Source organism: Mesorhizobium sp. M6A.T.Cr.TU.017.01.1.1 (assembly GCF_004023115.1).
Lineage (GTDB): Bacteria > Pseudomonadota > Alphaproteobacteria > Rhizobiales > Rhizobiaceae > Mesorhizobium > Mesorhizobium mediterraneum.
On sequence record NZ_RZTA01000058.1, the window covers coordinates 1 to 25,223 of the forward strand.

At 63.7% G+C, this 25,223-nt stretch carries 21 protein-coding genes and 1 pseudogene; 10 read left to right on the forward strand and 12 right to left on the reverse strand.

The genetic code is table 11. The features are described 5' to 3' along the window. The 3 genes from EOB36_RS18955 to nhaA form a co-directional block, all read left to right on the forward strand. The coding region (locus tag EOB36_RS18955) for an ActS/PrrB/RegB family redox-sensitive histidine kinase (protein WP_164897554.1) at positions 1-943 on the forward strand (943 nt) is incomplete at its 5' end. 64 nt (positions 944-1,007) lie between these two features. Beyond that, the gene (locus EOB36_RS18960) at positions 1,008-1,571 is read left to right on the forward strand and encodes an ActR/PrrA/RegA family redox response regulator transcription factor (protein WP_128285439.1); all 564 of its coding nucleotides are present in this window, start codon (positions 1,008-1,010) and stop codon (positions 1,569-1,571) included. 94 nt (positions 1,572-1,665) lie between these two features. After that, positions 1,666-2,862 (forward strand): Na+/H+ antiporter NhaA, encoded by a 1,197-nt coding sequence (nhaA, locus tag EOB36_RS18965; protein ID WP_127290052.1) that lies wholly within the window; start codon positions 1,666-1,668, stop codon positions 2,860-2,862. A 325-nt stretch (positions 2,863-3,187) separates the two neighbouring features. On the opposite strand, the gene EOB36_RS18970 is transcribed toward nhaA, so the two are convergent. Both EOB36_RS18970 and EOB36_RS18975 read right to left on the reverse strand, forming a co-directional pair. Then, positions 3,188-3,688, reverse strand: a complete 501-nt coding sequence (locus EOB36_RS18970; RefSeq protein WP_095484288.1) for an MmcB family DNA repair protein — start codon at positions 3,686-3,688, stop codon at positions 3,188-3,190. Positions 3,689-3,765: 77 nt separating this feature from the next. Further along, positions 3,766-4,065 (reverse strand): DUF1330 domain-containing protein, encoded by a 300-nt coding sequence (locus EOB36_RS18975; protein WP_127204055.1) that lies wholly within the window; start codon positions 4,063-4,065, stop codon positions 3,766-3,768. A 151-nt stretch (positions 4,066-4,216) separates the two neighbouring features. On the opposite strand from EOB36_RS18975, the gene EOB36_RS18980 reads away from it, so the two are divergent. After that, the gene (locus tag EOB36_RS18980; RefSeq protein WP_095483041.1) at positions 4,217-4,543 is read left to right on the forward strand and encodes a GYD domain-containing protein; all 327 of its coding nucleotides are present in this window, start codon (positions 4,217-4,219) and stop codon (positions 4,541-4,543) included. Positions 4,544-4,587: 44 nt separating this feature from the next. Here EOB36_RS18980 and cueR read toward each other — a convergent pair whose 3' ends face one another. After that, positions 4,588-5,010, reverse strand: coding sequence for a Cu(I)-responsive transcriptional regulator (gene cueR / locus EOB36_RS18985; protein WP_127204054.1), 423 nt, complete (start codon positions 5,008-5,010; stop codon positions 4,588-4,590). A gap of 225 nt (positions 5,011-5,235) precedes the next feature. Here cueR and EOB36_RS18990 point away from each other — a divergent pair, with 225 nt between their 5' ends. Further along, complete coding sequence (locus EOB36_RS18990) at positions 5,236-5,853, forward strand: L,D-transpeptidase (RefSeq protein ID WP_095483051.1); 618 nt, start codon at positions 5,236-5,238, stop codon at positions 5,851-5,853. A gap of 100 nt (positions 5,854-5,953) precedes the next feature. On the opposite strand, the gene EOB36_RS18995 is transcribed toward EOB36_RS18990, so the two are convergent. The 6 genes from EOB36_RS18995 to EOB36_RS19020 form a co-directional block, all read right to left on the reverse strand. Continuing rightward, positions 5,954-6,523 carry a NifU family protein gene (locus EOB36_RS18995; protein ID WP_095483050.1) on the reverse strand — a complete coding sequence of 190 codons (570 nt, stop codon included), beginning with the start codon at positions 6,521-6,523 and terminating at the stop codon, positions 5,954-5,956. A gap of 271 nt (positions 6,524-6,794) precedes the next feature. Further along, on the reverse strand, positions 6,795-7,286 hold the full coding sequence (locus tag EOB36_RS19000) for a universal stress protein (RefSeq protein WP_095483040.1): 492 nt from the start codon (positions 7,284-7,286) through the stop codon (positions 6,795-6,797). A gap of 91 nt (positions 7,287-7,377) precedes the next feature. After that, positions 7,378-8,445 carry a tryptophan--tRNA ligase gene (gene trpS, locus EOB36_RS19005; RefSeq protein WP_128285440.1) on the reverse strand — a complete coding sequence of 356 codons (1,068 nt, stop codon included), beginning with the start codon at positions 8,443-8,445 and terminating at the stop codon, positions 7,378-7,380. 117 nt (positions 8,446-8,562) lie between these two features. Next, complete coding sequence (murJ, locus tag EOB36_RS19010) at positions 8,563-10,167, reverse strand: murein biosynthesis integral membrane protein MurJ (RefSeq protein ID WP_128285441.1); 1,605 nt, start codon at positions 10,165-10,167, stop codon at positions 8,563-8,565. Positions 10,168-10,213: 46 nt separating this feature from the next. After that, positions 10,214-13,009: a [protein-PII] uridylyltransferase gene (locus EOB36_RS19015; protein ID WP_128285442.1), complete on the reverse strand. Its 2,796-nt coding sequence runs from the start codon at positions 13,007-13,009 to the stop codon at positions 10,214-10,216. A gap of 33 nt (positions 13,010-13,042) precedes the next feature. Next, positions 13,043-13,894, reverse strand: coding sequence for a glycosyltransferase family 25 protein (locus EOB36_RS19020; protein ID WP_126103864.1), 852 nt, complete (start codon positions 13,892-13,894; stop codon positions 13,043-13,045). Between the two features lie 192 nt (positions 13,895-14,086). On the opposite strand from EOB36_RS19020, the gene EOB36_RS19025 reads away from it, so the two are divergent. The 4 genes from EOB36_RS19025 to EOB36_RS19040 all read left to right on the forward strand — a co-directional run bounded on the left by EOB36_RS19025 (position 14,087) and on the right by EOB36_RS19040 (position 18,813). Then, entirely contained in the window at positions 14,087-16,588 is a 2,502-nt protein-coding gene (locus EOB36_RS19025; protein WP_128285443.1) for a heavy metal translocating P-type ATPase, read from the forward strand. 43 nt (positions 16,589-16,631) lie between these two features. Beyond that, the gene (locus EOB36_RS19030) at positions 16,632-17,018 is read left to right on the forward strand and encodes a DUF305 domain-containing protein (RefSeq protein ID WP_128285444.1); all 387 of its coding nucleotides are present in this window, start codon (positions 16,632-16,634) and stop codon (positions 17,016-17,018) included. Between the two features lie 93 nt (positions 17,019-17,111). After that, positions 17,112-17,957 (forward strand): aldo/keto reductase, encoded by an 846-nt coding sequence (locus EOB36_RS19035; RefSeq protein WP_128285445.1) that lies wholly within the window; start codon positions 17,112-17,114, stop codon positions 17,955-17,957. A 97-nt stretch (positions 17,958-18,054) separates the two neighbouring features. Then, positions 18,055-18,813: an MBL fold metallo-hydrolase gene (locus EOB36_RS19040; protein WP_245467832.1), complete on the forward strand. Its 759-nt coding sequence runs from the start codon at positions 18,055-18,057 to the stop codon at positions 18,811-18,813. 147 nt (positions 18,814-18,960) lie between these two features. Here the strand turns inward: EOB36_RS19040 and mutS are convergent, their stop codons facing one another. Further along, complete coding sequence (gene mutS / locus EOB36_RS19045; protein WP_128285447.1) at positions 18,961-21,714, reverse strand: DNA mismatch repair protein MutS; 2,754 nt, start codon at positions 21,712-21,714, stop codon at positions 18,961-18,963. 140 nt (positions 21,715-21,854) lie between these two features. Here mutS and EOB36_RS19050 point away from each other — a divergent pair, with 140 nt between their 5' ends. Next, the gene (locus EOB36_RS19050) at positions 21,855-24,134 is read left to right on the forward strand and encodes an NADP-dependent malic enzyme (RefSeq protein WP_128285448.1); all 2,280 of its coding nucleotides are present in this window, start codon (positions 21,855-21,857) and stop codon (positions 24,132-24,134) included. A gap of 89 nt (positions 24,135-24,223) precedes the next feature. Here the strand turns inward: EOB36_RS19050 and EOB36_RS19055 are convergent, their stop codons facing one another. Then, positions 24,224-24,856: a hypothetical protein gene (locus tag EOB36_RS19055; protein ID WP_128285449.1), complete on the reverse strand. Its 633-nt coding sequence runs from the start codon at positions 24,854-24,856 to the stop codon at positions 24,224-24,226. Between the two features lie 218 nt (positions 24,857-25,074). Next, a pseudogene (locus EOB36_RS35220) lies at positions 25,075-25,197 on the reverse strand (adenosine kinase); the annotation flags it as partial. Positions 25,198-25,223: the final 26 nt, after the last annotated feature.

Below are 25,223 nucleotides of genomic sequence, written 5' to 3' on the forward strand. Positions count from 1 at the left end.
CCTCGGCGCGCTGGTGATGGTTGCGGCGACCTTGCTGGTCTTCTTCCATCTGCCGCTGCCCTGGTACGAGGGCGCGCCGCTGGAGATGCCGTTCATCTATGTCGCCGGCATATGGATGGCGGTGTTTTCCTCGATCGCCTTCACCGCGATCTACGCCTTCCGCGTGGCCGAGGAGGCTCGCCTGCTCGCCAACGCGCTTGCCGCCACCGAGCTGGTGCTGCAGCGCGAGCAGCACCTGTCGGCGCTGGACGGCCTTGCCGCCGCCGCTGCGCATGAGCTGGGCACGCCGCTTGCCACCATCACTCTTGTTGCCAAGGAGATGGAGAAGGCGCTCCGCAACGATCCGAAATACGGCGAGGACGTGACCCTGCTGCGCTCGCAGAGCGAGCGTTGCCGCGAAATCCTCAAGCGCCTGACCAGCCTGTCTTCCGAGGGCGAGGCGCATCTCTCGCGCCTGCCGCTGACCTCGCTGGTCGAGGAGATGACGGCGCCGCACCGTGATTTCGGCATCTCGATCAAACTTCGCCCCGGCGAGCGCATCGGCCCCGAACCGGTAGGGCGGCGCAATCCCGGCGTCATCTACGGCCTCGGCAATCTGGTCGAGAACGCCGTCGATTTTGCCCGCAAGGCCGTCACCGTGCGCTGGAGCTGGAACGAGGCCGCCGTTACCTTCTCGATCACCGACGACGGGCCGGGTTTCCCTCCCGAAATCATCGACCGCATCGGCGAGCCCTATATGTCGACACGCCAGGGCACCGAGGCCGGCGGCGGCCTGGGCCTGGGGCTTTTCATCGCCAAGACCTTGCTTGAGCGTTCGGGGGCAACGCTTGATTTCCGCAATTCAAACGAGCCGGGCGAGGGCGCCATCGTGCAGATATCGTGGCCACGCAGCGTCTTCCTCAATCCTGAATCGGCTTCGGCCACCATGTTTGACACGGCTTGAATTGGACAATAGCGCTCCAAAACTATATTTGCGTAAAAATCAGGCAGCAGGAATTTAGAAGACGATGAATGGCGACGAAACGATTGGCGCAATGGTTGAAGGCGAGGACACCTCGCTGTTGATCGTCGACGACGACAAGCCATTCCTCACGCGGCTTGCCCGCGCCATGGAAACCAGGGGTTTCGTGGTCGAGACGGCCGAGAGCGTCGAGGAGGCGGTGGCCAAGGCGCGCGTCAACCCGCCCGCTTATGCCGTGGTCGACATGCGGCTCGCCGACGGCAACGGCCTCGATGTCGTCGCCGCCATCCGCGAGAAGCGCGACGACGCCCGCGCCATCATCCTCACCGGCTATGGCAACATCGCCACTGCGGTGACGGCGGTGAAGCTGGGAGCCATCGACTATCTGTCGAAGCCGGCCGATGCCGACGACATTTTCGCCGCACTCACCCGCACCGCGGGTGAACGCGCCGCACCGCCTGAAAACCCGATGTCGGCCGACCGTGTGCGCTGGGAGCACATCCAGCGCGTCTACGAAATGTGCGACCGCAACGTCTCCGAGACCGCGCGCCGGCTCAACATGCATCGCCGCACGCTGCAGCGGATACTCGCCAAGCGCGCCCCGCGCTGACTAACGGCTGACTGACAGGCTGCTTGCCTCATTGCCGGGGCTTGAGCATCATCCTGCGAAGTGATTCCGTCCGACCGGGAACATGAGAGACGACATGCAGGACCAGAAGCAGCGGCCGATCTCCATCTTTCGCGAATTCCTCGACAGCGAGGCGGCCGGCGGCATCATCCTGATGGCTGCCGCAGCACTGGCGCTGATCGTCGCCAATTCGCCGCTGGCCGAAACCTACTTCGATGCCCTTCACGCCTATCTGGGACCGCTCAGCGTATCGCACTGGATCAATGACGGCCTGATGGCCGTCTTTTTCCTGCTGGTCGGCCTGGAGATCAAGCGCGAGATGCTGGACGGACAGCTCTCGACTTGGCCGCGGCGCGTCCTGCCCGGCGTCGCCGCCGCCGGCGGCATGCTGGTGCCGGCACTTGTCTATGTCGCCATCAACCGCGACAACCCAGCCGCTCTGTCCGGCTGGGCGATCCCGACCGCTACCGACATCGCGTTTGCGCTCGGCGTGCTGTCGCTGCTCGGCAACCGCGTGCCGGGGTCGCTGAAGGTATTCCTCACCGCGCTTGCCATCATCGACGACCTCGGCGCGGTCGTCATCATCGCCGTGTTCTACACGAGCGGCCTGTCGCTCGCCTATCTCGGCGCCGCCTTCGCGGTCATCGCTCTGCTCATCGCGCTCAACCGCATGGGCGTGCTGACGCTGCTGCCCTATCTCGTGCTTGGAGCCGTTCTGTGGGTGCTGGTGCTGAAGTCAGGCGTGCATGCCACGCTCGCCGGCGTGGCGCTGGCCCTGAGCATACCCCTGAAGGTCACTCCGGGCATCAGCCATGATCTCGACCATTCGCCGCTGCATCGGCTCGAACACGGCCTGCATAACATCGTGCCGTTGTTCGTCATCCCGATCTTCGGCTTTGCCAATGCCGGCGTCTCGTTGGCCGGCCTGAGCGCAGCCGCTCTGGTCGAGCCGCTTACGCTGGGCGTTGCCGCCGGCCTCGTCGCCGGCAAGCTGGTCGGCGTGTTCGGCTCTTCCGCGCTTGCCATCCGGCTCGGCTTCGCCGACCTGCCTGTCAATGCCGGCTGGCTGCACATGGTTGGCATTTCGCTGCTCTGCGGCATCGGCTTCACCATGAGCCTGTTCATCGGCCTGCTCGCTTTCGCCAACAACGTCGAGCTGCAGGACGCGGTCAAGGTCGGCATCCTGGCCGGATCCTTCATCGCCGCGATCCTCGGCGCCGCCGTGCTGCTGGTCGCGCCGGCTGCGAACGGGGCGGACGAGGAAGAAGAATAGAAACTGGCTAGGTCGAGATTGATCATCATTTCGCCATCGGGCGAAGCTGCCGATCTCGCCCCTTGCGGGGGAGATGCCCGGCAGGGCAGAGGGGGGTGCTGTCGCTCCGACCTGCCAAACCTATCGCAACAAAACCCCTAAGACTGTTTCCCGATTGGGGGTGTGTTAAGCTGAAAGTTGGCAATCCTTCCCACCCCCCTCTGTCCTGCCGGACATCTCCCCCGCAAGGGGGGAGATCGGATGCCGCTTAGGCTTTCGCCAACCACGAACGCTGGCAGTCGGGTAGGCAGCACAAAGCACTGTATCCAGATAGCTCGAACGTTCTCTACTCGCTCTCGCCCTCCAGCGCCGGCACCGAGACGCCGGCGAGTTCCGCCGCGAGCAGCCGCGATGCTCCGGCCCGTGCGATCCTCAGCATCAGCGCCTTGCGCGTCGCCGCCGCCATGCGGTGCTCCGGCGCGTCGCGCAGGATTTCGGCGCCGTAGCCGTCGGACAGGATAAAACCGCATTCCTGCGGAAATATTTCCGAGGGCACGCCGGGATGGGTGGCGAAGAAGAAGCGGTCGGAGTGCAGCCGGTAGTCCGGCCATTTGCGGTCGACCCTGAAATCTTCGATCGAGGATTTGATCTCGATGATCCAGATGTCGCCCTGGCGGGTCAGCGCGACAAGGTCGGCGCGGCGCCCGGTCGCCAGCGACAGTTCGGGCAGCACATGCGCGCCCATTTCCTTAAGCAGCCGCTGCACGCCGCGCCGCACCAGCATGGCACGCTCGGACTGGCGGCCATCGATGAGCGGGTTGAGAGGGACAGGCGAGATGATTGGCATGGCAGCACCATGCCAGATTCTGTTCACGGTTTGAACCCGCTTTCTTCAGGCGATTATCCGGTTGACAGCCCGGGCCTTTAACTGACCGGCATCATGCCCTCCAGCGCAATGATCCTCGTCCTTGCGCAGCGTTCGCGGATAGCTTTGAGCCGACCGTATTCTGGAGAGTCGTACCATGCCATGAGCGAAGCCATGTCCGGGAACTCGACAATGACCAGGCGATGAGGTTCCCAATCGCCTTCCAGCACTTTGGTGGCTCCGCCGCGAGCGATGTATCTTCCTCCATAGCGCGCTTCGGTTGCTGGTACATCCCGGCGGTATTCCTCGAAAACGGCGGCATCGGTTATGTCTACATCAGCAATAAGATAGGCTGCCATTGGCCTTACTCCCTGAAGAGAGCCAGTGAAGCACCTCCATTAGCGGCCCCGCAACTAAGCCAGCGGTACTACGCCTCGGAAACGACTCGCCTTCTCTCCGATTGGGGCGCTTAACTGGGTTCGTTGGCGCAGCTCTGGGAGGAGACGAACCATGCCGATGTATCTTACGAAATTCAGCTATACGCCCGAAACCTGGGCGCGCTTGATCGAAAACCCCGAGGATCGCCGCGAGGCGGCCCGTTCCTACATCGAATCGGTGGGCGGAAAGCTGCACGGGTTCTGGTACGCCTTCGGAGAGCACGATGGTTGGAATCTGTGGGAGGCGCCAGACAATGTCTCGATGGCATCTGTCATGCTGGCTATCGGTGCGGGCGGGGCGCTCAGCTCGCATGAGACCACCGTCCTCCTAAGCGTCGAAGAGACGATGCAAGCGCTTGGGAAGGCAAAGTCGATCCGGTATCGCCCGCCGGGGTCGTAAGGGCCGTCCGTTTGCGGCCTCGCGGAGTGCCGGAGGCTGGTCGCTCATGCCGCCGCGGAAGCGATTTTATCTCCAGCCAGCGCAGCCCCGGCAATATCATCCAGGATACGGCAGTGCGGCCGGTCGTCGCCGTGGCAGGCATGGATCAGCTTCTGCAAGGTCGAACGCATCGACTGCAGCTCGCGCACCTTCTCCTCGATCGCCGTCACATGCGCGGCGGCGATCTCGCGCACATCATGGCTGGCGCGGCTGCGGTCCTGGTAGAGCGCCATCAATTGGCGGCAGTCGTCGATGGAAAAGCCGAGATTGCGCGAGCGGCGCAGAAAAGTCAGCCGGTGGATGTCGTCGCCGCAATAGTCGCGGTAGCCGTTGCCGGCGCGCGCAGGACGGATCAGGCCGATCTCCTCATAGTAGCGGATGGTCTTGGCCGGCAGGCCGGAACGGCGGGCGGCATCTCCGACATTCATGACAGTTCCTCGACCTTCGGCGGTCCGGCGAGCCGCCCCATTGAATTTCCTTCACAATCTAGCGAAGGCCGTTGCCGAAAAGCCACAGTTACGCACTTACCGGCGCGTAAGCCCCTGCATATAGGCATCGCGCGCTTGGCAAGCAAAGCAAATGCCAGCATGAATGATGGTGACAAAGCGGCCGTCTCGAGCCGCTCTATTTCGGGCGGGGCATCGGACCTTTTCATGCGCATGAAGTCATTCGCAATCGTCGCCGCACTTGCGCTGTCGACGGCTATTGCTGGTTGCAGCACCATCGGCTCGCAGATATTCACCAGCAACTATGGCCCGATGACCGATGCGGGCTATCAACTGCCGCGCATTCCGATCGAAAAGGTGCCGTTCAAGTACCGTCGGCAGGTGGTGAGCTACGACACCGATGAAAAGCCGGGCACTATCGTCGTCGATACGCAGAACAAGTTTCTCTATTACGTCATGGGCGGCGGCGAGGCGATGCGTTACGGCATCGGCGTCGGCCGCGAGGGATTTGAATGGCGCGGCACCGCCCGCATCGCGGTGAAGCGCGAATGGCCGACCTGGACGCCGCCTTCGGCGATGATCAAGCGCCAGCCGGAGCTCGCCAAGTTTGCCGGCGGCATGGAGCCGGGATTGACGAACCCACTCGGCGCGCGCGCGCTGTATCTGTTCAACAGAGGCGGCGATTCGGGCTACCGCCTGCATGGCAGCCCGGAATGGAACTCGATCGGCAAAGCGATGTCGTCGGGCTGCATCCGCCTGATGAACCAGGACATCATCGACCTTTACGACCGCACCTCCGTCGGCGCCAAGGTTATCGTTCTTTAGAACTCATACGCGGACCGTCTAGGCAACAACTGACGTCCCAAAACAGAAAACCGGGCAATTCGGCCCGGTTTTTTGTTGTCGCGAGAAGCGAATGGAGTCCTTAAGAGACCTGCTCGACCTGCTGAACCTCGGGCACAAAATGCCGGAGCAGGTTCTGGATGCCATGCTTCAGCGTCGCCGTCGATGACGGGCAGCCGGCGCAGGCGCCTTTCATGTGCAGGAATACGGTGCCGTTCTCGAAGCCGCGGAAGGTGATGTCGCCACCGTCCTGGGCGACGGCCGGGCGCACCCGCGTGTCGAGCAGTTCCTTGATGGTGATGACCAGCTCCTCGTCGGCCTTGTCGTAGAATTCGCCGGTCTGGCTGGTCTCTGCAGCGGGACCGGCCTTGGCCATGACAGGCGCGCCGGACATAAAGTGTTCCATGATGGCGCCGAGGATCGCCGGCTTCAGATGCTGCCAGTCGGGACCGTCCTTGGTCACGGTGACGAAGTCATAGCCGAAAAAGACGCCGGTGACGCCCGGGATCTCGAACAGCCGGCCGGCCAGCGGCGAAGCTGAGGCGGCGCTGTCGGCATCACGGAAATCGGCGGTGCCTTCGACGAGCACTTCCTTGCCGGGCAGGAATTTCAATGTCGCCGGATTTGGCGTCGATTCGGTCTGGATGAACATGGACGTCTCCGTGCCCATTCGGGCAGACAGTTTGGAATAATTCTAAATAGGCCTTCTCGGCGGGACATTCAAGCGAAAGCCATCGCTAGAACGGCTGGCTGGGAGAATGTTTTTGCGGTCTTCTGCAACATGGTTTGAGGTGTGTTGAGCCAGGGCGAGCCGAAAATGATGGTTTCCGAGAACCGGAGCGGAGCGTACTTTTGGTACGTGAGCACCGGAAGCGCAGGAAGCCGCCGTTTGCAGGCCGACCTCACCTGAATATCAGCACACCTCAGGCCAGGCTGTCGATTTCTTCGTCAGACAGGTTCTGCGGCACCACCGTCACCGGGATGGGGAAGGCGGCGCCCTTGCCGGCGACCGCGCCGACCAGCGGCCCCGGCCCCTCCTTGCCGGCGCCGGCCGCCAGCACGAGGATGGCGATATCCTGGTCTTCTTCGATCAATTTGTGGATCTCTTCCGTCGGCTTGCCTTCGCGCACCACCAGTTCCGGCTCGATGCCGAGCTTCTGGCGCACCTTGTTGGCATAGCTGTCGAGGGCCGCGCGAGCCGTCGCTGTAGCCTCCTCGCGCATGATCTTCTCGACACCCAGCCAATGCTGGAAATCGTCCGGCTCGATCACATAGAGCAGCACCAGCACGCCGTTGGTGCTCTGCGCGCGCTTCGAGGCGTAGACGACGGCCCGCTCGCATTCAGGCGTGTCGTCGATGATCGCCAGGAACTTGCGGCGATGGCCGGCTTCGCGGCTGAGGCGTTTGGAGACCATATTCACCCTGTTCGACGGTTTCGGTTCGCAATCTGCCACCGCCACAGCCCGGCCGCAAGCGACCGGCGGATGTAGCGATGTTGGGCGCAGATCAGCTTTGCAGCAGGCCGATGATGTCGCGCACGGTCTTCATCGTCGCCTCGGCCAATAGTCCCGCGCGCTCGCCGCCATCCCTGAGCACTGCGTCGACATAGGCACGGTCATCGGAAATGCGGCGCATTTCACCGGCGACCGGCGCCAGCTTTTCCACGGCAAGGTCGGCCAACGCCGGCTTGAACGCCGAAAACTGCTGGCCGCCGAACTCTTTCAGCACCGCCTCCTTCGATATCTCGGCGAGACCCGCATAGATGCCGACGAGGTTTTCGGCTTCGGGCCGGCTGGCAAGGCCGTCCAATTCCCCGGGCAACGCCTCGGGGTCGGTCTTGGCCTTGCGGATTTTCTTCGAGATGGTGTCGGCATCGTCGGTCAGATTGATGCGCGACAGGTCCGACGGGTCCGACTTCGACATCTTCTTCGAGCCGTCGCGCAGCGACATGATGCGCGCCGCCGGTCCGCCGATGATCGGCTCGGTCAGCGGGAAATAGCCGTTCACCGTCTCTTCGCCGACCTTCATCTCTATGCCGACGCCAAGGCCGGCGATGCGGTCCGAAAAGTCGTTGTTGAATTTTTGCGCGATGTCGCGTGTCAGCTCCAGATGCTGCTTCTGGTCATCGCCGACCGGCACATGGGTGGCACGGTAGACAAGGATGTCGGCAGCCATCAGGCTCGGATAGGCAAGCAGCCCGAGCGAGGCGTTCTCGCGGTCCTTGCCGGCCTTGTCCTTGAACTGCGTCATGCGGTTCATCCAGCCGATGCGGGCCACGCAGTTGAAGATCCAGGCGAGCTCGGCGTGTTGCATGACCCGCGACTGGTTGAAGACGATGTGCTTTTTCGGGTCGATGCCGGAGGCGAGAAACGCCGCGGTGATCGCACGCGTTTGATCCGCCAGGTCCTCATGCACGAGCTGCGCGGTCAGCGAATGCAGGTCGACGACGCAATAGATGCAATCGGAGGTGTCCTGCAGGGCGACGAATTTCTTGATGGCGCCGAGATAGTTGCCGAGGTGCAGATTGCCGGTCGGCTGGACGCCGGAAAAGACGAGCGGTTTGAAGGCGGTCATGATGTCCTCATGGCTTGTGGAGGGCCGTTTCGCGCGCGGCGAAAGTCTTTCGACGGCGCGCTTATGGACGAAGGCGGCGATCCGATCAAGACCGGCGCCGCGCTCAGAGTCTGCGGATTATTCGTCCAGTTCGGATTTTGGGACAGGCGGCGCCTTCGCCGCTCCTCGCCTGATATTGCGCCGGATCATGCCGAAGTCGGCGCCGCCGGTGGCGAAGGCGGTGACGAAATAAAGCAACGCCCCGCCGGCTACCAGCGCAAGAAGCGTCGTAGCCTTGATGACCAGCGGCGAGCCCGAGGCAAGCCAGGCGGCAAACCAGTGCTCGGCAAAATAGAGCGCCGCCCCCATCACCGCCGCCGACAGCACCAGCCGTGGGATACGTCTCATGAGCGGCACGTCGCGGCCCCAATGGCCGCGCCGGATCAGCACGCCGAGCAGCATCAGCGCATTGACCCAGCCGGCGACGGCCGAGGCGACCGCAATGCCCGGCGCGCCCATCGACGGAAACAGCGTCAGTGCGGTGGTGACGTTCACCGCCACCGAGATGGCGGCGAAGATCATCGGCGTGCGCGTGTCCTCGCGGGCGAAATAGCCTGGGGTGAACGCCTTGATCAGCACGAAGGCTGGCAAGCCCAGGCCGAAGATCGCCAGGATCGACGCCACGATCGGCGTCGAGTTGTTGGCGGCAAAGGCGCCGCGTTCGTAGACCAGCCCAACGATCGGCTCCGACATGACCAGCAGGGCCGCCGCCGCCGGCAAGGTCAGAAACAAGGTGAACTCCACCGACCGGTTCTGCAGATTGGCCGCCTCGATCAGATTGCCTGACTTCAGCGCCCGCGACAGTTCGGGCAGGAGCACGATGGCGACGGCGATGCCGACGACGCCGAGCGGCAGTTGGTAGATGCGATCGGCATAGGCGAGCGACGACACCGCGCTGTCCTGCGCCGACGCGATCGCCGTGCCGATCAGCTGGTTGATCTGGGTGATGCCGCCGGTGATCGCCGCCGGCAGCGCCAGGATCAGCAGCCGCTTGACATTGGGCGTCATCCTTGGCCGGCGGAAACCGATCGAGATGCCGGCATGGCGCACCGCCACCCAGACGATCGCCAGCTGCACCAGTCCCGCCGCCAGCACGCCCCAGGCCAGCGCGAAGCCGACGGTGCGCGCGTCCGATCCCTTGTGCCAGGCATAGGCAAGCACGCCGATCAGGATGATGTTGAGGAACACCGGCGCCACCGCGGCGGCGAAATAGCGGCGCAGCGAATTCAGCATGCCGGCCATCATGGCGCCGAGCGACATGCAGATCAGGTAGGGAAACATGATGGTCGCAAGCCCGACCGTCATCTCGAACTTTCCCGGCGTGTCGGCAAAGCCCGGCGCCACCAGGTAGCGCACGATCAGCGGCATCGCCAGTTCCATGGCGATGGTCAGCGCCAGCAGCGCTGTGAACAGCACGCCGAACACCTCTTCGGAGAAGCGCTTGGCGCCATCGGTGCCGTGCGTCTCGATCTCCTTGGCGAAGAGCGGCACGAAGGCGGCGTTGAAGGCGCCTTCGGCAAACAGACGGCGAAAGGTGTTGGGGAACTGGAACGCGGCGTTGAAGGCGTCGGCGATCGGTCCGGTGCCGAGTGCGGCCGCCATCAGCATCTCGCGGGCGAAGCCGAGAGCGCGGCTCATCAGCGTGCCGGAAGCGACCGTCGCGAATTTCTTGACAAGGCTCATTTGTGCGGAGATTGCCTGCGTGATGGGGAAAAATCGAGGCCGGCGTTCACTCGGCGGCGGCCTTGGCCTTGCCGCCGCGCTCGGTGCCTTCGAGGGCCGCGATCAGCCTGTTGTGAATGGCGGTCGTGCGCGTCGGGCTGTCGATCTTCTGGCCGGTGAGGTCTGTGACATAGAAGGTGTCGATGACCTTTTCGCCGAAGGTGGTGATGTGCGCCGACGCGATGTCGAGCGACAGGTCGGACAACGCCCCGGTGATCTCGGACAGCAGGCCCGGCCGATCCAGCCCCTCGACCTCGATCACCGAGAACCGGTTCGACAGCGTGTTGCGGATTTCGGCGCGCGGCTGGATGCGGAAGACCTTGGCGCCGCGCCGCGGCTTGGTCCGCTTTTCGATCATCTCCGGCAGCCAGCTCTTGCCCGACAGCACGTCCTCGATCAGGCGGCCGACGCGTTCGGCGCGGCGGCGCTCGTCTTCGTCGCGGTCGAACTCCCTCGATATCAGGATCGTGTCCAGCGCGCGGCCATCGGAGGTGGTGAAGATCTGCGCATCGACGATGTTGCCGCCGGCCGCCACACAGGCGCCGGCAATGACCGAAAGCAGTCGGGGATGGTCCTGCGCCAGCACGGTGATCTCGGTCACCGCCTCGAACTGGTGGGTCTTGATCATGGTGGCGAGCTTCTTGCCCGCCGCATCCGCCTCGCGGATGAATTCGGCGTGGCGAAGCTGGTCGGCGAGATCGACCGTCAGCAGATAATTCTCGTAGTGCTTGCCGACATAGCGCTTGCGGGCCTTTTCCGGCCAATCGGCGAGCGCCTCGGCCAGCTTTTCGCGGGCAGCCGCGGTGCGCATCGCACGCGACACTTCCGAAAACCCGCCGGTCAACAGCAATTCGGTCTCGTAGTAGAGCGTGCGCAGCAACTGCCCCTTCCAGCCGTTCCAAACGCCCGGCCCGACACCTCTGATGTCGCAGATGGTGAGGACGAGCAGCAGCTTCAGCCGTTCGACCGACTGCACGATCGCGGCGAAATCCTCGATCGTCTTGCGGTCGTTGAGATCGCGGGTCTGCGCCGTCATCGACATGACGAGATGGTTCTCGACCAGCCAGGCGACCGTTTCGGTGTCGGCCGCCGATAGCCCCATATGCGGGCAGATGCGCCGCGCGATCCGGGCGCCCGCCTCGGAATGGTCCTCCGGCCGCCCCTTGGCAATGTCGTGCAAAAGCACCGCGACATAGAGCGCCTCGCGGCTTTTCTTCAGCCCCGGCATCAGCTTGTGGGAAAGCGGATGGGTTTTTTCGCCGTCGCCGCGCTCGATCTCGGCCAGCACGCCGATGCAGCGGATCAAATGCTCGTCCACAGTGTAATGGTGGTACATCGAGAACTGCATCATGGCGACGATCTTGCCGAAATCCGGGATCAGCTTTCCCAGCAGCCCCGCCTCGTTCATGCGCCTGAGATTGAGTTCGGCATTGCGGTCCGACGTCAATATGTCGAGGAACAGCCGGTTGGCTTCCTCGTCGCGCCTGAGTGCCTTGCCGACGAGGCCGAGCGAACGGGTCAAAAGCTTCAGCGCATCGGGGTGGAATTCAAGCCCATGCTTGTCGGCGAACCAGAACAGCCTCAAGAGATTGACCGGGTCGCGCTCGAACACCTGGTCGTCGGCGATGTTGATGCGATGGTTGTCGATAATGAAATCGGACGTGCCGGCAAGCTTGCGCTTGCGGCGCGAGAAGGTGAGGAAGATGCGGTTGAAGCCAGGCACGTGCTTGGCCTGCTCTTCCTCGAGCGCAGCGCAGAAGATGCGGGTGAGATCCCCGACATCCTTGGCGACGAGGAAGTAGTGCTTCATGAAGCGCTCGACCGCCGACAGGCCCGGATGTGTGGTGTAGCCCAGCCGTTCGGCGATCTCGCGCTGGATGTCGAAATGCAGCCGTTCCTCGGCCTTGCCGGTGAGAAAATGCATGTGGCAGCGCACCGCCCACAGGAAATCCTCGGCCTTCTGGAATTCCCTGTATTCGCTGTCGGTGAAGACGCCCTTTTCGACCAGCTCCTCGCCGGTGCGCACCCGGTAGAAGTATTTGCCGATCCAGAACAACGTCTGCAGGTCGCGCAGGCCGCCCTTGCCGTCCTTGACGTTGGGTTCGACCAAATAGCGGCTTTCGCCGGCCTTGGCGTGACGTTCGTCGCGTTCGGCAAGCTTGGCCTGCACATATTCGGGTCCGGTCGTGCGCACCACCTCGCGGTCGAAACGCTGCAAGAGCTCGTCATAGAGCTTCTGCTCGCCCCACAGGAAACGCGCTTCCAGGATCGAGGTGCGGATGGTGATGTCGGTGCGCGACTGCCGCAGGCATTCGTCGATATTGCGGGTGGCGTGGCCGACCTTCAGCCCCAGATCCCACAGCATGTAGAGCATGTATTCGACGATCTGCTCGCCCCATGGCGTCTGCTTGTAGGGCAGCAGGAAGAGGAGATCGATGTCGGATCCCGGCGCCAGCGTGCCGCGGCCATAGCCGCCGACCGCGACGACGGCCATGCGTTCGGCCGATGACGGGTTTTTGACGCGATAGACATGGGTGGCGGCGAAGTCGTAGAGCGCGCGGATGATTTCGTCCATGAGATGCGACAGCCGGGCGGCGCAAGCGGTGCCGCTGCCATCGTCCATCAGCATGCGTTCAGCGACGGTGCGGCCGGCGGCTAGCCTGCCCTTGAGAAGCTGGAGAACACCGGCGCGCGCAGTTTTGCCGGAGCCGTCGCCTGCCGTGGCCGCAGTCAGCGCAGTCATCTCGCGACGCAAGGCATCGCCGTCGATCAGTTCATCGAGCTTTAGAGAGATTCTTGCCATGTGCGCAGATCGGCCTCGCCGTTTCGGCGGCGTCTATAGCGCGTTTTCGCGGCGCTGGGTATGGGGCGGACGGACACGCTCTCCACGATAGTCGAACGGGATGATCGTCTCCTGCCGCAGCCGGCAGAGGTCGAAAATCTGCTGCACGATCCGCTTGACCTCGGCCTTGATCTTGTTGGCTCCCGTCTTCTTATGTCTTTTGACCATGCCGATTGCAGCCCACTGGTCGCTCCGCTCCGATTTGAGCAGGCTTGGCAGCCCGATCGCCTTGTCGCCCAGGAACTGGTCCTGGACGCACAGCGCTGGAACAAGCTGATAGATGGTCTTGCTGGACGATGTTGCCAAGCCCGGATTGAAGACGACGTGATCGACCGGAATACCGATATCCTCGGTGGCATTGATGAGGTCGCGCGCGGCCTGCCTTGAAACTATGTAGCCGGCTGTCCCGATGTGGATCCTGTGAAGCCTGGACACGGAAAAGCCGCGGCCTGCAGAAACGTGTTTGCGCGCGATCGTGGTTTTCTTGAAGAACGTCTCCAGCTTGACGATATCGGCATCGGCCGGAATCCAGCCGGCGTCGGCAAGCAATGCGCCGGCTTTTGCGGAAAAGACGATGTCGTCCTCGAAGACGGCACCGTAGTCATCGTCGCCGGCCGCGATGATCGCCCAGCAGGCTTTATGGCTGAGGAGACAAGCGATCTCGGCGTCGGTCAGGCGCAGCAACGACTTGCGCTTGACGCGCAGCGGCATGCGGGCGAGGTCCGGCCGATCCTGCGCGTCGATCGCTGCAACCCGTTCGAACTGAACGCCGAGACTGGCAAACTCGGCCGTCATATGGGCGAGCCTGTCGCGGGACCGATCGAGATTGATGACCAGGCATTTCATTTGAACGGGATCGATGCAGTTAGCCGAAAGTGGTGGCGTCCATAGCATATGGATGCGGTTGGGTGCGGGATTTTTCCGACCCAGGCCCATCGGGCATACACCACGGCACGAAAGGTTGAAATTGGCCCTTGACCTTCCAGTCACTGGAAGCACTACCTCCATTTCAAGATCGAGACAGAGAGGCCTCTCCGCATGACCCATTCCGACCACGACCATCACGCGCATAGCGGCTGCTGCTCGGCGAAAGCTGCTCCGTCCGTCGCCGACGCCGTCATTCGCGATCCGGTCTGCGGCATGACCGTCGATCCGGCCGTCGGCAAGCCGACAGCCGAGCATGGCCATCTCTATCATTTCTGCAGCGAGCGCTGCCGTTCGAAATTTGCGGCCGAGCCGGAAAAGTACCTTACGGCCACCGACCCGGTCTGCGGCATGCATGTCGACCGTGCCACCGCGAAGCATTTTTCCCGCCATGAAGGCCAGGGCTTCTATTTTTGCTCGGCCGGTTGCAAGGTGAAATTCGAGGCGGAGCCGGCAAAGTATCTTGGCGACAAGCCAGAGCCTCAGGCGATGCCGAAAGGCACGCAATACACCTGCCCGATGCATCCCGAAATCGTCCGCGACAAACCTGGCGCCTGCCCGATCTGCGGCATGGCGCTGGAGCCGATGGGTGTACCATCAGGCGATGAGGGGCCGAACCCGGAACTGGTCGATTTCACCAGGCGCTTCTGGGTGAGTGCAGTCTTGTCCGTGCCATTGCTGATCTTCGCCATGGCGCCGATGCTCGGCCTGACGTTTAGCGCCTTCATCGAGGATTCGGCGAAGGTCTGGGTGGAACTGGCGCTTGCGAGCCCGGTTGTCTTGTGGGCCGCCTTTCCCTTCTTCCATCGCGGTTGGGATTCGGTTCTCAACCGCAGTCCCAACATGTGGACGCTGATCTCGCTCGGCGTTGGCGCCGCCTATCTCTACAGCGTCGTCGCCACGCTGTTCCCGGATATATTTCCGCACCAGTTCCGCGGTCATGAAGGCACGGTGCCGGTCTATTTCGAGGCAGCCGCCGTCATCGTGGCGCTGGTTTTTCTCGGCCAGGTGCTGGAATTGCGCGCCCGTGAAAAAACCGGTTCGGCGATCCGCGCGCTGCTCGACCTCGCGCCGAAGACTGCTCGGCTGATTGGCGAGGACGGTTCCGAAAACGACGTGCCGCTCGACACGGTAAAGGTCGGCGATCGCCTGCGCATCCGCCCCGGCGATGGGGTGCCGGTCGACGGCATCGTGCTGGACGGCCGCTCTTCCATCGACGAATCGATGCTGTCAGGCGAGCCTCTGCCGGTCGAAAAGACTGAAGGCGACCCGCTCACCGGCGGCACGCTCAACAAGAACGGTTCGCTGATCATGCGCGCCGAGAGGATCGGCGCTGAGACCACGCTGGCACGGATCGTCGAGCTCGTCGCCAAGGCGCAGCGTTCGCGTGCGCCGATCCAGGGTCTGGCCGACCGCGTCTCCTTCTATTTCGTCCCGGCCGTCGTAGTGGTTGCGATCGTTGCGTTCATCGCCTGGGCGATCTTCGGGCCGCAACCCAGCCTGATCTTTGCCATCGTCTCGGCGGTCTCAGTGCTGATCATCGCCTGTCCCTGCGCGCTCGGTCTTGCCACGCCGATGTCGATCATGACCGCCACAGGGCGCGGCGCGCATGCCGGCGTGCTGATCAAGGACGCGGAGGCGCTCGAACGCTTTGCTTCGGTCGACACGTTGATCGTCGACAAGACCGGCACATTGACCGAAGGCCGGCCGAGATTGACCGACGTCGTCGCTGCCGAAGGCGTGACGGAAGATGATCTCCTCGCACTCGCCGCCGGCCTGGAAAAAGGCTCGGAGCACCCGCTGGCCGAGGCAATCGTCGAAGGTGCCCGTGAACGCGGGGTGGAGATCCCCGACGCCGGTGGTTTCGAGGCGATCACCGGCAAGGGCGTTTCCGGCACGGTGTCGGGAAAGAAGGTCGCGCTCGGCAACGCCGCGATGATGGCCGATCTCGGCATCGATATCGCATCCGTCTCGACCAGCGCCGAGGCGCTGCAGGCCGCGGGCAAGACCGCGATGTTCGTCGCCGTCGGCAACAAACTGGCCGGCATCGTCGCCGTCGCCGACCCGATCAAGGCGACGACATCAGAGGCGATCAAGGCGCTGCACGAGCGCGGCCTGAGGATCATCATGGCGACCGGTGACAACGAACGCACGGCGAAAGCCATCGCCAGCAAACTCGGCATCGACGAGGTTCGTGCCGGGCTGCTGCCGGAACAGAAGAGCGCGCTGGTCGAGGAGTTGCGCGCCAGGGGCGCTGGCGTCGCGATGGCCGGCGACGGTGTCAACGACGCGCCGGCGCTGGCCGCCGCCGACGTCGGCATCGCCATGGGAACCGGCGCCGATGTCGCGGTCGAAAGCGCCGGGATCACGCTGGTCAAGGGCGATCTCAACGGCATCGTCCGGGCCCGCACGCTCGCCCAGGCGACGATCCGCAACATCCGCCAGAATCTATTCTTCGCCTTCCTCTACAACGTGCTTGGCGTGCCGGTCGCCGCCGGCGTGCTCTATCCGCTCACCGGCACGCTTCTGTCGCCGATGCTGGCGGCAGCGGCGATGAGCCTGTCCTCGGTTTCGGTCATCACCAACGCGTTGCGGCTCAGGACGTTGAAACTCTGAGCGAAATCCCCAGATAGGAATTCGTTCAAAAAGGAGATCATGAATGACCTTGGCCAAGAAGATCGTGCTGCTGCTGATGGCGGGGGGAATGCTGCTTGCCGTTTTCCTCGAAAGCATTCCGTCGCAAGCCCAGGAGATGAAACACGACATGGGGGCGATGAGCGCGCAAAGCCCCTCAACCGACGGCTACAAGGCGGCGATGGACAAGATGCACACCGACATGATGGCGCTCGAATATTCCGGCAATGCCGATGTCGATTTCGCCCGCGGCATGATCCCGCATCACCAGGCGGCCATCGACATGGCCAAGATCGAGCTCGCCAATGGCAAGGATCCGGAAATGCGCAAGCTGGCCGAAGCGGTGATCGCGGCGCAGGACGCCGAGATCAAGCAGATGCAGGATTGGCTCGACGCCCACCCTGTGAAGTAGGCGTCAAGCAGTCCGGAGGAAATCCAGGGAAGGACTTTCATCTGGATTTCTCCCGAAGGCTGTGCTGCCATCGGGCCTCGACTGGAGCGCGCCATGCCGTCAACGATAAAAACCACCACATTGCCCTCGGGCGAAGCCGTTCCGGTGCTGGGTCAAGGCACGTGGAAGATGGGCGAGGATTTCAGCCGCCATGCCGATGAGGTCGATGCCCTGAAGCTCGGGCTCGATCTCGGCATGACGCTGATCGACACCGCCGAAATGTATGCCAGCGGCGGTGCCGAGGAGGTGGTGGCAGATGCCATTGCCGGGCGCCGCGACGAGGTGTTCCTGGTCTCCAAGGTGCTGCCGTCCAATGCCTCGCGCGCCGGCGTGCCGGCGGCGTGCGAGAGAAGCCTCAGGCATCTGCGCACCGACCACGTCGATCTTTATCTGTTGCATTGGCCCGGCAGCGTGCCGCTGACGGAAACGGTCGAGGCCTTCGAGGCGTTGAAAAAGGCCGGCAAGATCCGCCACTGGGGCGTCAGCAATTTCGACACCCACGAGATGGAGGAACTGATCCAGCTGCCGGCCGGCGACAGCGTCCAGACCAACCAGATCCTCTACAATCTGACCCAGCGCGGCCCCGAATTCGATCTCGCCCCCTGGAGCCGGCAGCGCGGCATTCCGCTGATGGCCTATTCGCCGGTCGATCAGGGCACGCTGGCGCGCAACGCCAGGCTCGAAGCCATCGCGGCCCGCCACAATGCCACGCCGGCGCAAATCGCGCTTGCCTGGGTGATGGCGCAGCCTGGTGTCATCGCCATTCCAAAGGCCAGCAAACAAGAGCATGTCCGCCAGAATGTCGCTGCGTTGGACATCGAGCTCACCTCGGAAGATTTCGCAGAAATCGACCGCGCCTTCCCGCCGCCGACCCGCAAGCGCGGGCTGGAGATGATCTAGATTTCGAAAAGTGGGAACTGGTTTTCAGAAGAACAGAGAGTGAGCATTGGAACGAATTTCAGCTGGGCATCATCACACGGCATACAAAATCGGCGATATGACGGTCACGTCGCTGCGCGACGGTTACGTTGACATGCCAACAAGGCGGCTGCGCCAGCCTGGAAACATTGTATTCGGCGATGACCTGCCGTTGCAGGTTCCACTCATTGACGGCGCGCTCCGGTTATCCGTCAACGCCTTTGCCATCGATGACGGCGACGAAATCACGCTGATCGACACAGGGGCTTCGAACGCCTGGCACCCGACAATGGGGCATCTGCCCAAGGCGATGCGCGAGGCGAAGATCGCCGTCGACCGGGTACGCACTGTTGCCTTCACCCACACCCATCTTGACCATATCCACGGGCTCATCCTTGCCGACGGTGGCGACGGCTTCCCGCAACTCTCACGCCTGCTTGTCCCGCGACTTGAGCTTGGCATGTTTCGCGAGGAGACAAGGCTGGAGCGTTTCCACGGTCGCGCCCAGCCCTTCGATCCTGGGCAGCGCCTTAGCGCGCATATCGATACGATCGCCACCCCTGGCCATGAAGTCGGCCACACCTGCTTTCGCCTTGTGAGCGACGGCGAAACACTATTGATCTGGGGCGACATTGTGCATGTGCCATCGCTTCAATTCGACCACCCGGAGATCGCGTGGGAATTCGACGCCGACCAGGAGCAGGCGAGGACAACCCGGCGGCAAATACTGGCGATGGCAACTGGCAACGCCTGCTACGTCGCGGGAGCGCATCTCGATTCACCGGGCGTCGGTAGGGTTTCCCGCACCGAAACAGCCTTCCGCTTCGAGCCCTTGTAAAAAACTCTAGCCGAGCGCCGCCCGCGCCCGTTGCAGCGCGCGGGAAAAGACCGCCGTATCGTCGAAAGCGCGTCCCAGCGTGAGCGCGCCCTGGATGGCGCAGACTGTCGCTTCGGCGAGTTCGCCTGCCTTGGCCGAGCTGTGGCGCTACGGCTTCCCCGCCAGCCCCTTCAGCCGGTACAGCGCCTCCAGCGCCTCGCGGGGCGTCATCTCGTCGGGATTGATCGCGCCGAGCGCCTCGCCGAGCGCATCGTTCCTGGCCGGCTTTTGCGCTTCTCGCCTCATCGCCACCGAAAACAGCGGCAGGTCGTCGACCAGCCGGTTTGCCTTGCCCGAAACCTCGCCCGCTTCCAGTTGGTGCAGCACTTCCCTGGCCCGCCCGACCACCGCTTCCGGCAGGCCGGCAAGCCGCGCCACCTGCACGCCATAGGAGCGGTCGGCGGCACCTTTGCCGACCTCGTGCAGGAAGACCACGTCGCCCTCCCATTCCTTGACGCGCATGGTGACGTTGTGCAGTCGAGCGAGTTTGCCGGCCAGCGCCGTCATCTCGTGGAAATGGGTGGCGAAGATTGCCCGGCAGCGGTTCTTCTCGTGCAGATACTCGACCGCCGCCCAGGCGATCGACAGGCCGTCGAAAGTAGCGGTGCCGCGGCCGATCTCGTCGAGAATCACCAGCGCGCGTTCGCCGGCCTGGTTGAGGATCGCCGCCGTCTCGACCATCTCGACCATGAAGGTCGAGCGGCCGCGCGCCAGATCGTCCGAGGCACCGACACGCGAAAACAGCCGGTCGACGACGCCGATATGAGCTGATGCCGCCGGCACGAAGGAGCCGGTCTGGGCGAGGATGGCGATCAGCGCGTTCTGCCTGAGGAAGGTCGATTTGCCGCCCATATTGGGGCCGGTCAGCAGCCAGATCGCGCCGTTTTTGGCATCACCTTCCGGCGATAAATCGCAATCATTGGCGACGAACGGTCCTTCGCCCGAACGCCGCAGCGACTGTTCCACCACCGGATGCCGCCCGCCCGAAATCGCGAAGGCGAGGCTCGCGTCCACCAGCGGCCGGCACCAGGCCTCGCTTTCGGACAGCAGGGCGAGGGCTGCCGACACGTCGAGAACGGCAAGCGCTTCGGCTCCGGCGCGGATCTTGTCCGCCTGGCCGACCGCTTCCGCCGTCAGCGTTTCGAAGGTGGCAAGCTCGATCGCCAGTGCCCGGTCGGCGGCGTTGGCGATCTTCGATTCCAGCTCGGCCAGTTCCGTCGTGGTGAAGCGCATGGCATTGGCCATGGTCTGGCGGTGGATGAAGCGCGCCTTCGCCCCATCGCTGCTCGTCATGATCGCATGGTGGTTGGCGGTGACTTCGATGTAGTAGCCAAGCACATTGTTGTGCCGGATTTTCAACGAGCGGATGCCGGTTTCATCGATCAGCGAGCGCTCCAGCCCGGCAATGACCTTGCGCGATTCGTCGCGCAGTGCCCGCATCTCGTCGAGCTCAACGTGGTAGCTGGAACGGACGAAGCCGCCGCCGCGCTTGAGCAGCGGCAGCTCGTCGCCCAGCGCCTGCGTCAGATGCTCGGCCAGCGGGCGTGGCAGCGCCTCGATCGCCGCCAGCGCCGCCGCCAGTTCTTGCGGAAGGGCAGTCGCCCCAAACAGTTCGGCGATAGCACCGGCTGCCTCGAACCCGGCACGCAGCGCGCCGAGATCGCGCGGGCCGCCGCGGTTGAGCGCCAGCCGGGAAAGCGCCCGCGGCATGTCGGCGACGCTCTTCAGACTCGCCCGCACCGCTTGGCACAGTCGTGTCTCGGACCGGAAGAACGACACCGAGTCCAGTCTTGCACCAATTGCCGCCGGGTCGGTCAGCGGCGCCATCAGCCGGTCGGCGAGCAGCCTTGCCCCGCCGCCGGTCACCGTGCGGTCGATTGCCTTGAACAGCGAACCCTCGCGGCTGCCGGACAGGGTGCGCAGCAGTTCCAGATTGGCGCGTGTCGCCGGATCGATGAACAGCGTCGAACCCTGCTCCTCGCGCTCGGGCCGCGACAGCGGCGGCCGCTCGGCCTTCTGCGTCTTCTCGACATAGGCGATGACGCCTGAGATCGCCGACAGCTCGGCGCGGGAAAACGTGCCGAAACTGTCCGGCGTCGCCACCTCGAAGAAACGGGCGATGCGGCCCGCGGCCGACGCCGAGTCGAACAGGCTCGGCGGCTGCGGATTGGCGACCCGGCCGAGCACATCGAACACCGGTTTCAGTTCGGGATCATAAAACACCGGCTCGGCGACGATCAGCTCGCGTGGGTCGACGCGAAAGACATCGGCGAGCAGCCGGTCGGCGGTGGTCTCGGCAACGCGGAAGGCGCCGGTCGAGATCTCGATCCAGGCCAGCGCAAAACTTCCTTGGTTCCCTGTCGCGCTGCCGCGCTCCCCGCCTCTTGGTTCGGCCCCGCCCTTCACCCGGCCAAGCGCCATCAGGAAACTCGATTCCGACGGCGCCAGCAATTTGTCCTCGGTGATGGTGCCCGGCGTCACCAGCCGCACCACGTCGCGGCGCACCACCGACTTGCCGCCGCGCTTCTTCGCCTCTGCCGGATCCTCGATCTGCTCGCAGACGGCGACGCGGAACCCTTGTCCGATCAGCTTCTGCAGGTAATCGTCGGCGGCATGCACCGGCACGCCGCACATCGGGATGTCGAGCCCCTGGTGCTTGCCGCGTCTGGTCAAGACGATGCCGAGCGCCCGGCTCGCCTTTTCGGCGTCGTCGAAGAACAGCTCGTAGAAATCGCCCATGCGGTAGAACAGCAGCGAGTCCGGGTTCGCGGCCTTGATCTCGATATACTGCTCCATCATCGGCGTCGCCGGCGCAAAGGCCGGCGTAGCGCTCTCGCTGCGAATGGGCGTTTCGTCGTTCAAGAAGCTGCTTCCAAAATTTCTAAGCCATCTGCTTGGCGGTTTACAGCGGCGAAGTGTAGCCTTAATCCCGAACGTTCCACAAAAGAAAGCATTGCACCCGTCTCAAGCGGTGCCGCACGGGTGAGGAAATCGAAAGCATCATGGCCAGGAAAACCGAAAACCCCGGACCCTCCGTCAGTGCGCAGGAGGCGCTGGAATTCCACGCGATGGGCCGCCCCGGCAAGCTGGAGATCGTCGCCACCAAGCCGATGGCCACCCAGCGCGACCTCAGCCTCGCCTATTCGCCGGGCGTCGCGGTTCCCGTCCTCGCCATCGCCGAGGACCCCAGCCGCGCCTTCGACTATACGGCGCGCGGCAACATGGTCGCTGTCATCTCCAACGGCACCGCCATTCTCGGCCTCGGCAACCTCGGCGCGCTGGCCTCGAAGCCGGTGATGGAAGGCAAGGCGGTTCTGTTCAAGCGCTTCGCCGATGTCGATTCCATCGATCTCGAAGTCGACACCGAGGATGCCGACGAGTTCATCAATTGCGTGCGTTTCCTTGGGCCCTCCTTCGGCGGCATCAACCTTGAGGACATCAAGGCGCCGGAATGCTTCATCATCGAGCAACGGCTGCGCGAACTGATGGACATACCGGTCTTCCATGACGACCAGCATGGCACCGCCATCATCTCAGCCGCCGGCCTGATCAATGCGCTCAAAGTCACCGGCCGCGACATGCAGACCACGAAAATGGTCTGCAATGGGGCGGGTGCGGCCGGCATCGCCTGCATCGAGCTGATGAAGGCGATGGGCTTTACGCCTGAAAACATCATCCTGTGCGACACCAAGGGCGTCGTCTTCCAGGGCCGCACCGAAGGCATGAACCAGTGGAAGTCGGCGCATGCCGTCAAGACCGACGCGCGCTCGCTGGCCGAGGCGCTGGACGGCGCCGACGTGTTCCTCGGCCTCTCCGCCAAGGGCGCGCTGACCACCAGGATGGTGCAGTCGATGGCCAAGAACCCGATCATCTTCGCCATGGCCAATCCCGATCCGGAGATCACGCCCGAGGAAGTGGCCGAGATCCGCACCGATGCGATCATGGCGACGGGGCGTTCCGACTATCCGAACCAGGTCAACAACGTGCTTGGCTTCCCCTACATCTTCCGTGGCGCGCTCGATGTGCGGGCCACCACCATCAACGACGACATGAAGATCGCCGCGGCGCGTGCGCTCGCCGAACTGGCGCGCCAGGACGTGCCCGACGACGTCGCCGCCGCCTATCAGGGCAACCGGCCGAAGTTCGGCCCCAACTACATCATCCCGGTGCCGTTCGACCCGCGGCTGATCTCGGCCATTCCGATCGCGGTCGCTAAGGCCGCGATGGATAGCGGCGTCGCCCGCAAGCCGATCCTCGATCTCGACCGCTACGCCCAGGAGCTTTCCGCCCGCCGCGACCCGATCGCCTCGACCCTGCAGCGCATCTACGACCGCGTGCGCCGCCAGCCCAAGCGCATCGTCTTCGCCGAGGGCGAGGAGGAGCAGGTCATGCGCGCCGCCGTCTCCTATGTGAACCAGCGGCTCGGCACCGCCATCCTGCTCGGCCGCGACGATATCATCAAGGAGAACGCCAGGAACGCCGGCATCGAGCTCGACAGACAAGGCATCGAGATCATCAATGCCCGGCTGTCGCGCCGCAACGGCGTCTACACCGACTATCTGTACGAGCGCATGCAGCGCAAGGGCTTCCTGTTTCGCGATTGCCAGCGCCTGATCAACAACGACCGCAACCATTTCGCTGCCTGCATGGTGGCATTGGGCGACGCCGACGGCATCGTCACCGGCGTCACCCGCAACTATTCGACCGCGCTCGACGACATCCGCCGCGTCATCGACGCCAAGCCCGGCCACCGCGTCATCGGCGCCTCGATCGTGCTGGCGCGGGGCCGAACCGTGATCGTCGCCGACACCGCCGTGCACGACATGCCGAATGCCGAGCAGATCGCCGACATCGCCGAGGAAGCCGCTGGCTTTGCCCGCCGCATGGGTTATGAACCAAGGCTCGCCATGCTCGCCTATTCCACCTTCGGCCACCCGCAGGGTGAGCGCTCCGAGCGCGTCCAGGAAGCGGTGCGCATCCTCGACAAGCGGCGCGTGGATTTCGAGTATGACGGCGAGATGGCCGCCGACGTGGCGCTCAACGCACGCGCCATGGCGCAATACCCGTTCATCCGGTTGACCGGCCCAGCCAATGTGCTGATCATGCCGGCCTTCCACTCGGCCTCGATCTCGACCAAGATGCTGCAGGAGCTCGGCGGCTCGACCGTCATCGGCCCGCTGCTGGTCGGCCTCAACAAGCCGGTTCAGATCGTCTCGCTCAACGCCAAGGATAGTGACATCGTCAACATGGCGGCGATTGCGGCCTATACGGCGGGAGCGTGAGGAGATCGGAGTCCCGCTCTGCCCACAGCAGGCGAAAAAAGCCTCCCCCATGCGGGGAAGGCCAGACACTTCGCCAGCGATGGGACGGCTCATCTCCAGCCGCGGCAGCTCTGATAGGCATGCCGCCAGTAGCGCCAGCCGGTCGTCTTCCATTTCCAGAATTCATAGCCGCAGCCACCGTGGTCGGAAGCGACGATCGTCACGCCGCCCCACGCCCAGGAGCCATGCTTGTGGTGGCCATGGTGATTGCCGTGGTGGCCGTCATGGTCCTTGCCGGGTTTGCATCCGAACACCTTGCAATGCAGCTTGGGCCTATGCTTCAGGATCGGCGGCTTGGCTTTGCAGCCAATCACGGCGCAGTTGATTTTCGCATTTATCCTGGGTCGCGACTGCTCGCGGGCGAGGCGCATATGCGGCGACGCCGAGTTCTGCTTCACGGCCTGTGAAATACCTTGCTTTATCTTGAACTTGCCATCTTCGGCGCGGGCGCCGTTGGTGACGGCCATGGCTCCGATGATCGTCGCCAGCAGCAGGACGATGCCGGCGAGACGACCTTCGATCCTAAACATCGATGTCAGGCGCGCCATGCCTTTGGCGGGCACGGCCGATCTTTCCAGACGCGCGCGAGCCATCGCGCCGGTGTGGAGCTTTTCGTGCGGCGTCGGTGTCAACGCGCCGGGATCGACGCCGCTGAAAGCGTCGACTGTTACGGGAGTAAACATCTTCCTGATCCTTCAGTTGGTTAGCGGCCTCGACCGCGGAGCCGTCCCGACGGGTTCGCTCCATGGCGCGGTTTTTCGCTCCCGGTTGTTTCGGATGAATGCCGAAACTCGACTGAAGTGTTTCAATTGTTGCGGTTCGACCGCGCAGCGCGATGGCACAAGCCGCCGCTACGCGGCAACATCCCATCAACGTTCCCGCAAGGGGGGAGGTAAAATCCCTAAATCAACCCTGCTTGCTCAGCCTCGTGGCGCAGATTCTGCCTCGGCCTTGGCCCGAGCTGCTGGATGACCAGTCCGGCCGCCAGCGAGCCGAGATCGCCGCAATCGCTCAGGTTGCGCCCTTGCTTGACCAATATTACCGACTGTG

Excerpts from the sequence above, each read along its gene's own strand:
- EOB36_RS18960 (WP_128285439.1), top strand. The coding sequence starts at position 1,008 with ATGAATGGCGACGAAACGATTGGCGCAATGGTTGAAGGCGAGGACACC.
- nhaA (WP_127290052.1), top strand. The coding sequence starts at position 1,666 with ATGCAGGACCAGAAGCAGCGGCCGATCTCCATCTTTCGCGAATTCCTC.
- EOB36_RS18970 (WP_095484288.1), bottom strand. The coding sequence starts at position 3,688 with ATGCCAATCATCTCGCCTGTCCCTCTCAACCCGCTCATCGATGGCCGC.
- EOB36_RS18975 (WP_127204055.1), bottom strand. The coding sequence starts at position 4,065 with ATGGCAGCCTATCTTATTGCTGATGTAGACATAACCGATGCCGCCGTT.
- EOB36_RS18980 (WP_095483041.1), top strand. The coding sequence starts at position 4,217 with ATGCCGATGTATCTTACGAAATTCAGCTATACGCCCGAAACCTGGGCG.
- cueR (WP_127204054.1), bottom strand. The coding sequence starts at position 5,010 with ATGAATGTCGGAGATGCCGCCCGCCGTTCCGGCCTGCCGGCCAAGACC.
- EOB36_RS18990 (WP_095483051.1), top strand. The coding sequence starts at position 5,236 with ATGCGCATGAAGTCATTCGCAATCGTCGCCGCACTTGCGCTGTCGACG.
- EOB36_RS18995 (WP_095483050.1), bottom strand. The coding sequence starts at position 6,523 with ATGTTCATCCAGACCGAATCGACGCCAAATCCGGCGACATTGAAATTC.
- EOB36_RS19000 (WP_095483040.1), bottom strand. The coding sequence starts at position 7,286 with ATGGTCTCCAAACGCCTCAGCCGCGAAGCCGGCCATCGCCGCAAGTTC.
- trpS (WP_128285440.1), bottom strand. The coding sequence starts at position 8,445 with ATGACCGCCTTCAAACCGCTCGTCTTTTCCGGCGTCCAGCCGACCGGC.
- murJ (WP_128285441.1), bottom strand. The coding sequence starts at position 10,167 with ATGAGCCTTGTCAAGAAATTCGCGACGGTCGCTTCCGGCACGCTGATG.
- EOB36_RS19015 (WP_128285442.1), bottom strand. The coding sequence starts at position 13,009 with ATGGCAAGAATCTCTCTAAAGCTCGATGAACTGATCGACGGCGATGCC.
- EOB36_RS19020 (WP_126103864.1), bottom strand. The coding sequence starts at position 13,894 with ATGAAATGCCTGGTCATCAATCTCGATCGGTCCCGCGACAGGCTCGCC.
- EOB36_RS19025 (WP_128285443.1), top strand. The coding sequence starts at position 14,087 with ATGACCCATTCCGACCACGACCATCACGCGCATAGCGGCTGCTGCTCG.
- EOB36_RS19030 (WP_128285444.1), top strand. The coding sequence starts at position 16,632 with ATGACCTTGGCCAAGAAGATCGTGCTGCTGCTGATGGCGGGGGGAATG.
- EOB36_RS19035 (WP_128285445.1), top strand. The coding sequence starts at position 17,112 with ATGCCGTCAACGATAAAAACCACCACATTGCCCTCGGGCGAAGCCGTT.
- EOB36_RS19040 (WP_245467832.1), top strand. The coding sequence starts at position 18,055 with ATGACGGTCACGTCGCTGCGCGACGGTTACGTTGACATGCCAACAAGG.
- EOB36_RS19050 (WP_128285448.1), top strand. The coding sequence starts at position 21,855 with ATGGCCAGGAAAACCGAAAACCCCGGACCCTCCGTCAGTGCGCAGGAG.
- EOB36_RS19055 (WP_128285449.1), bottom strand. The coding sequence starts at position 24,856 with ATGTTTACTCCCGTAACAGTCGACGCTTTCAGCGGCGTCGATCCCGGC.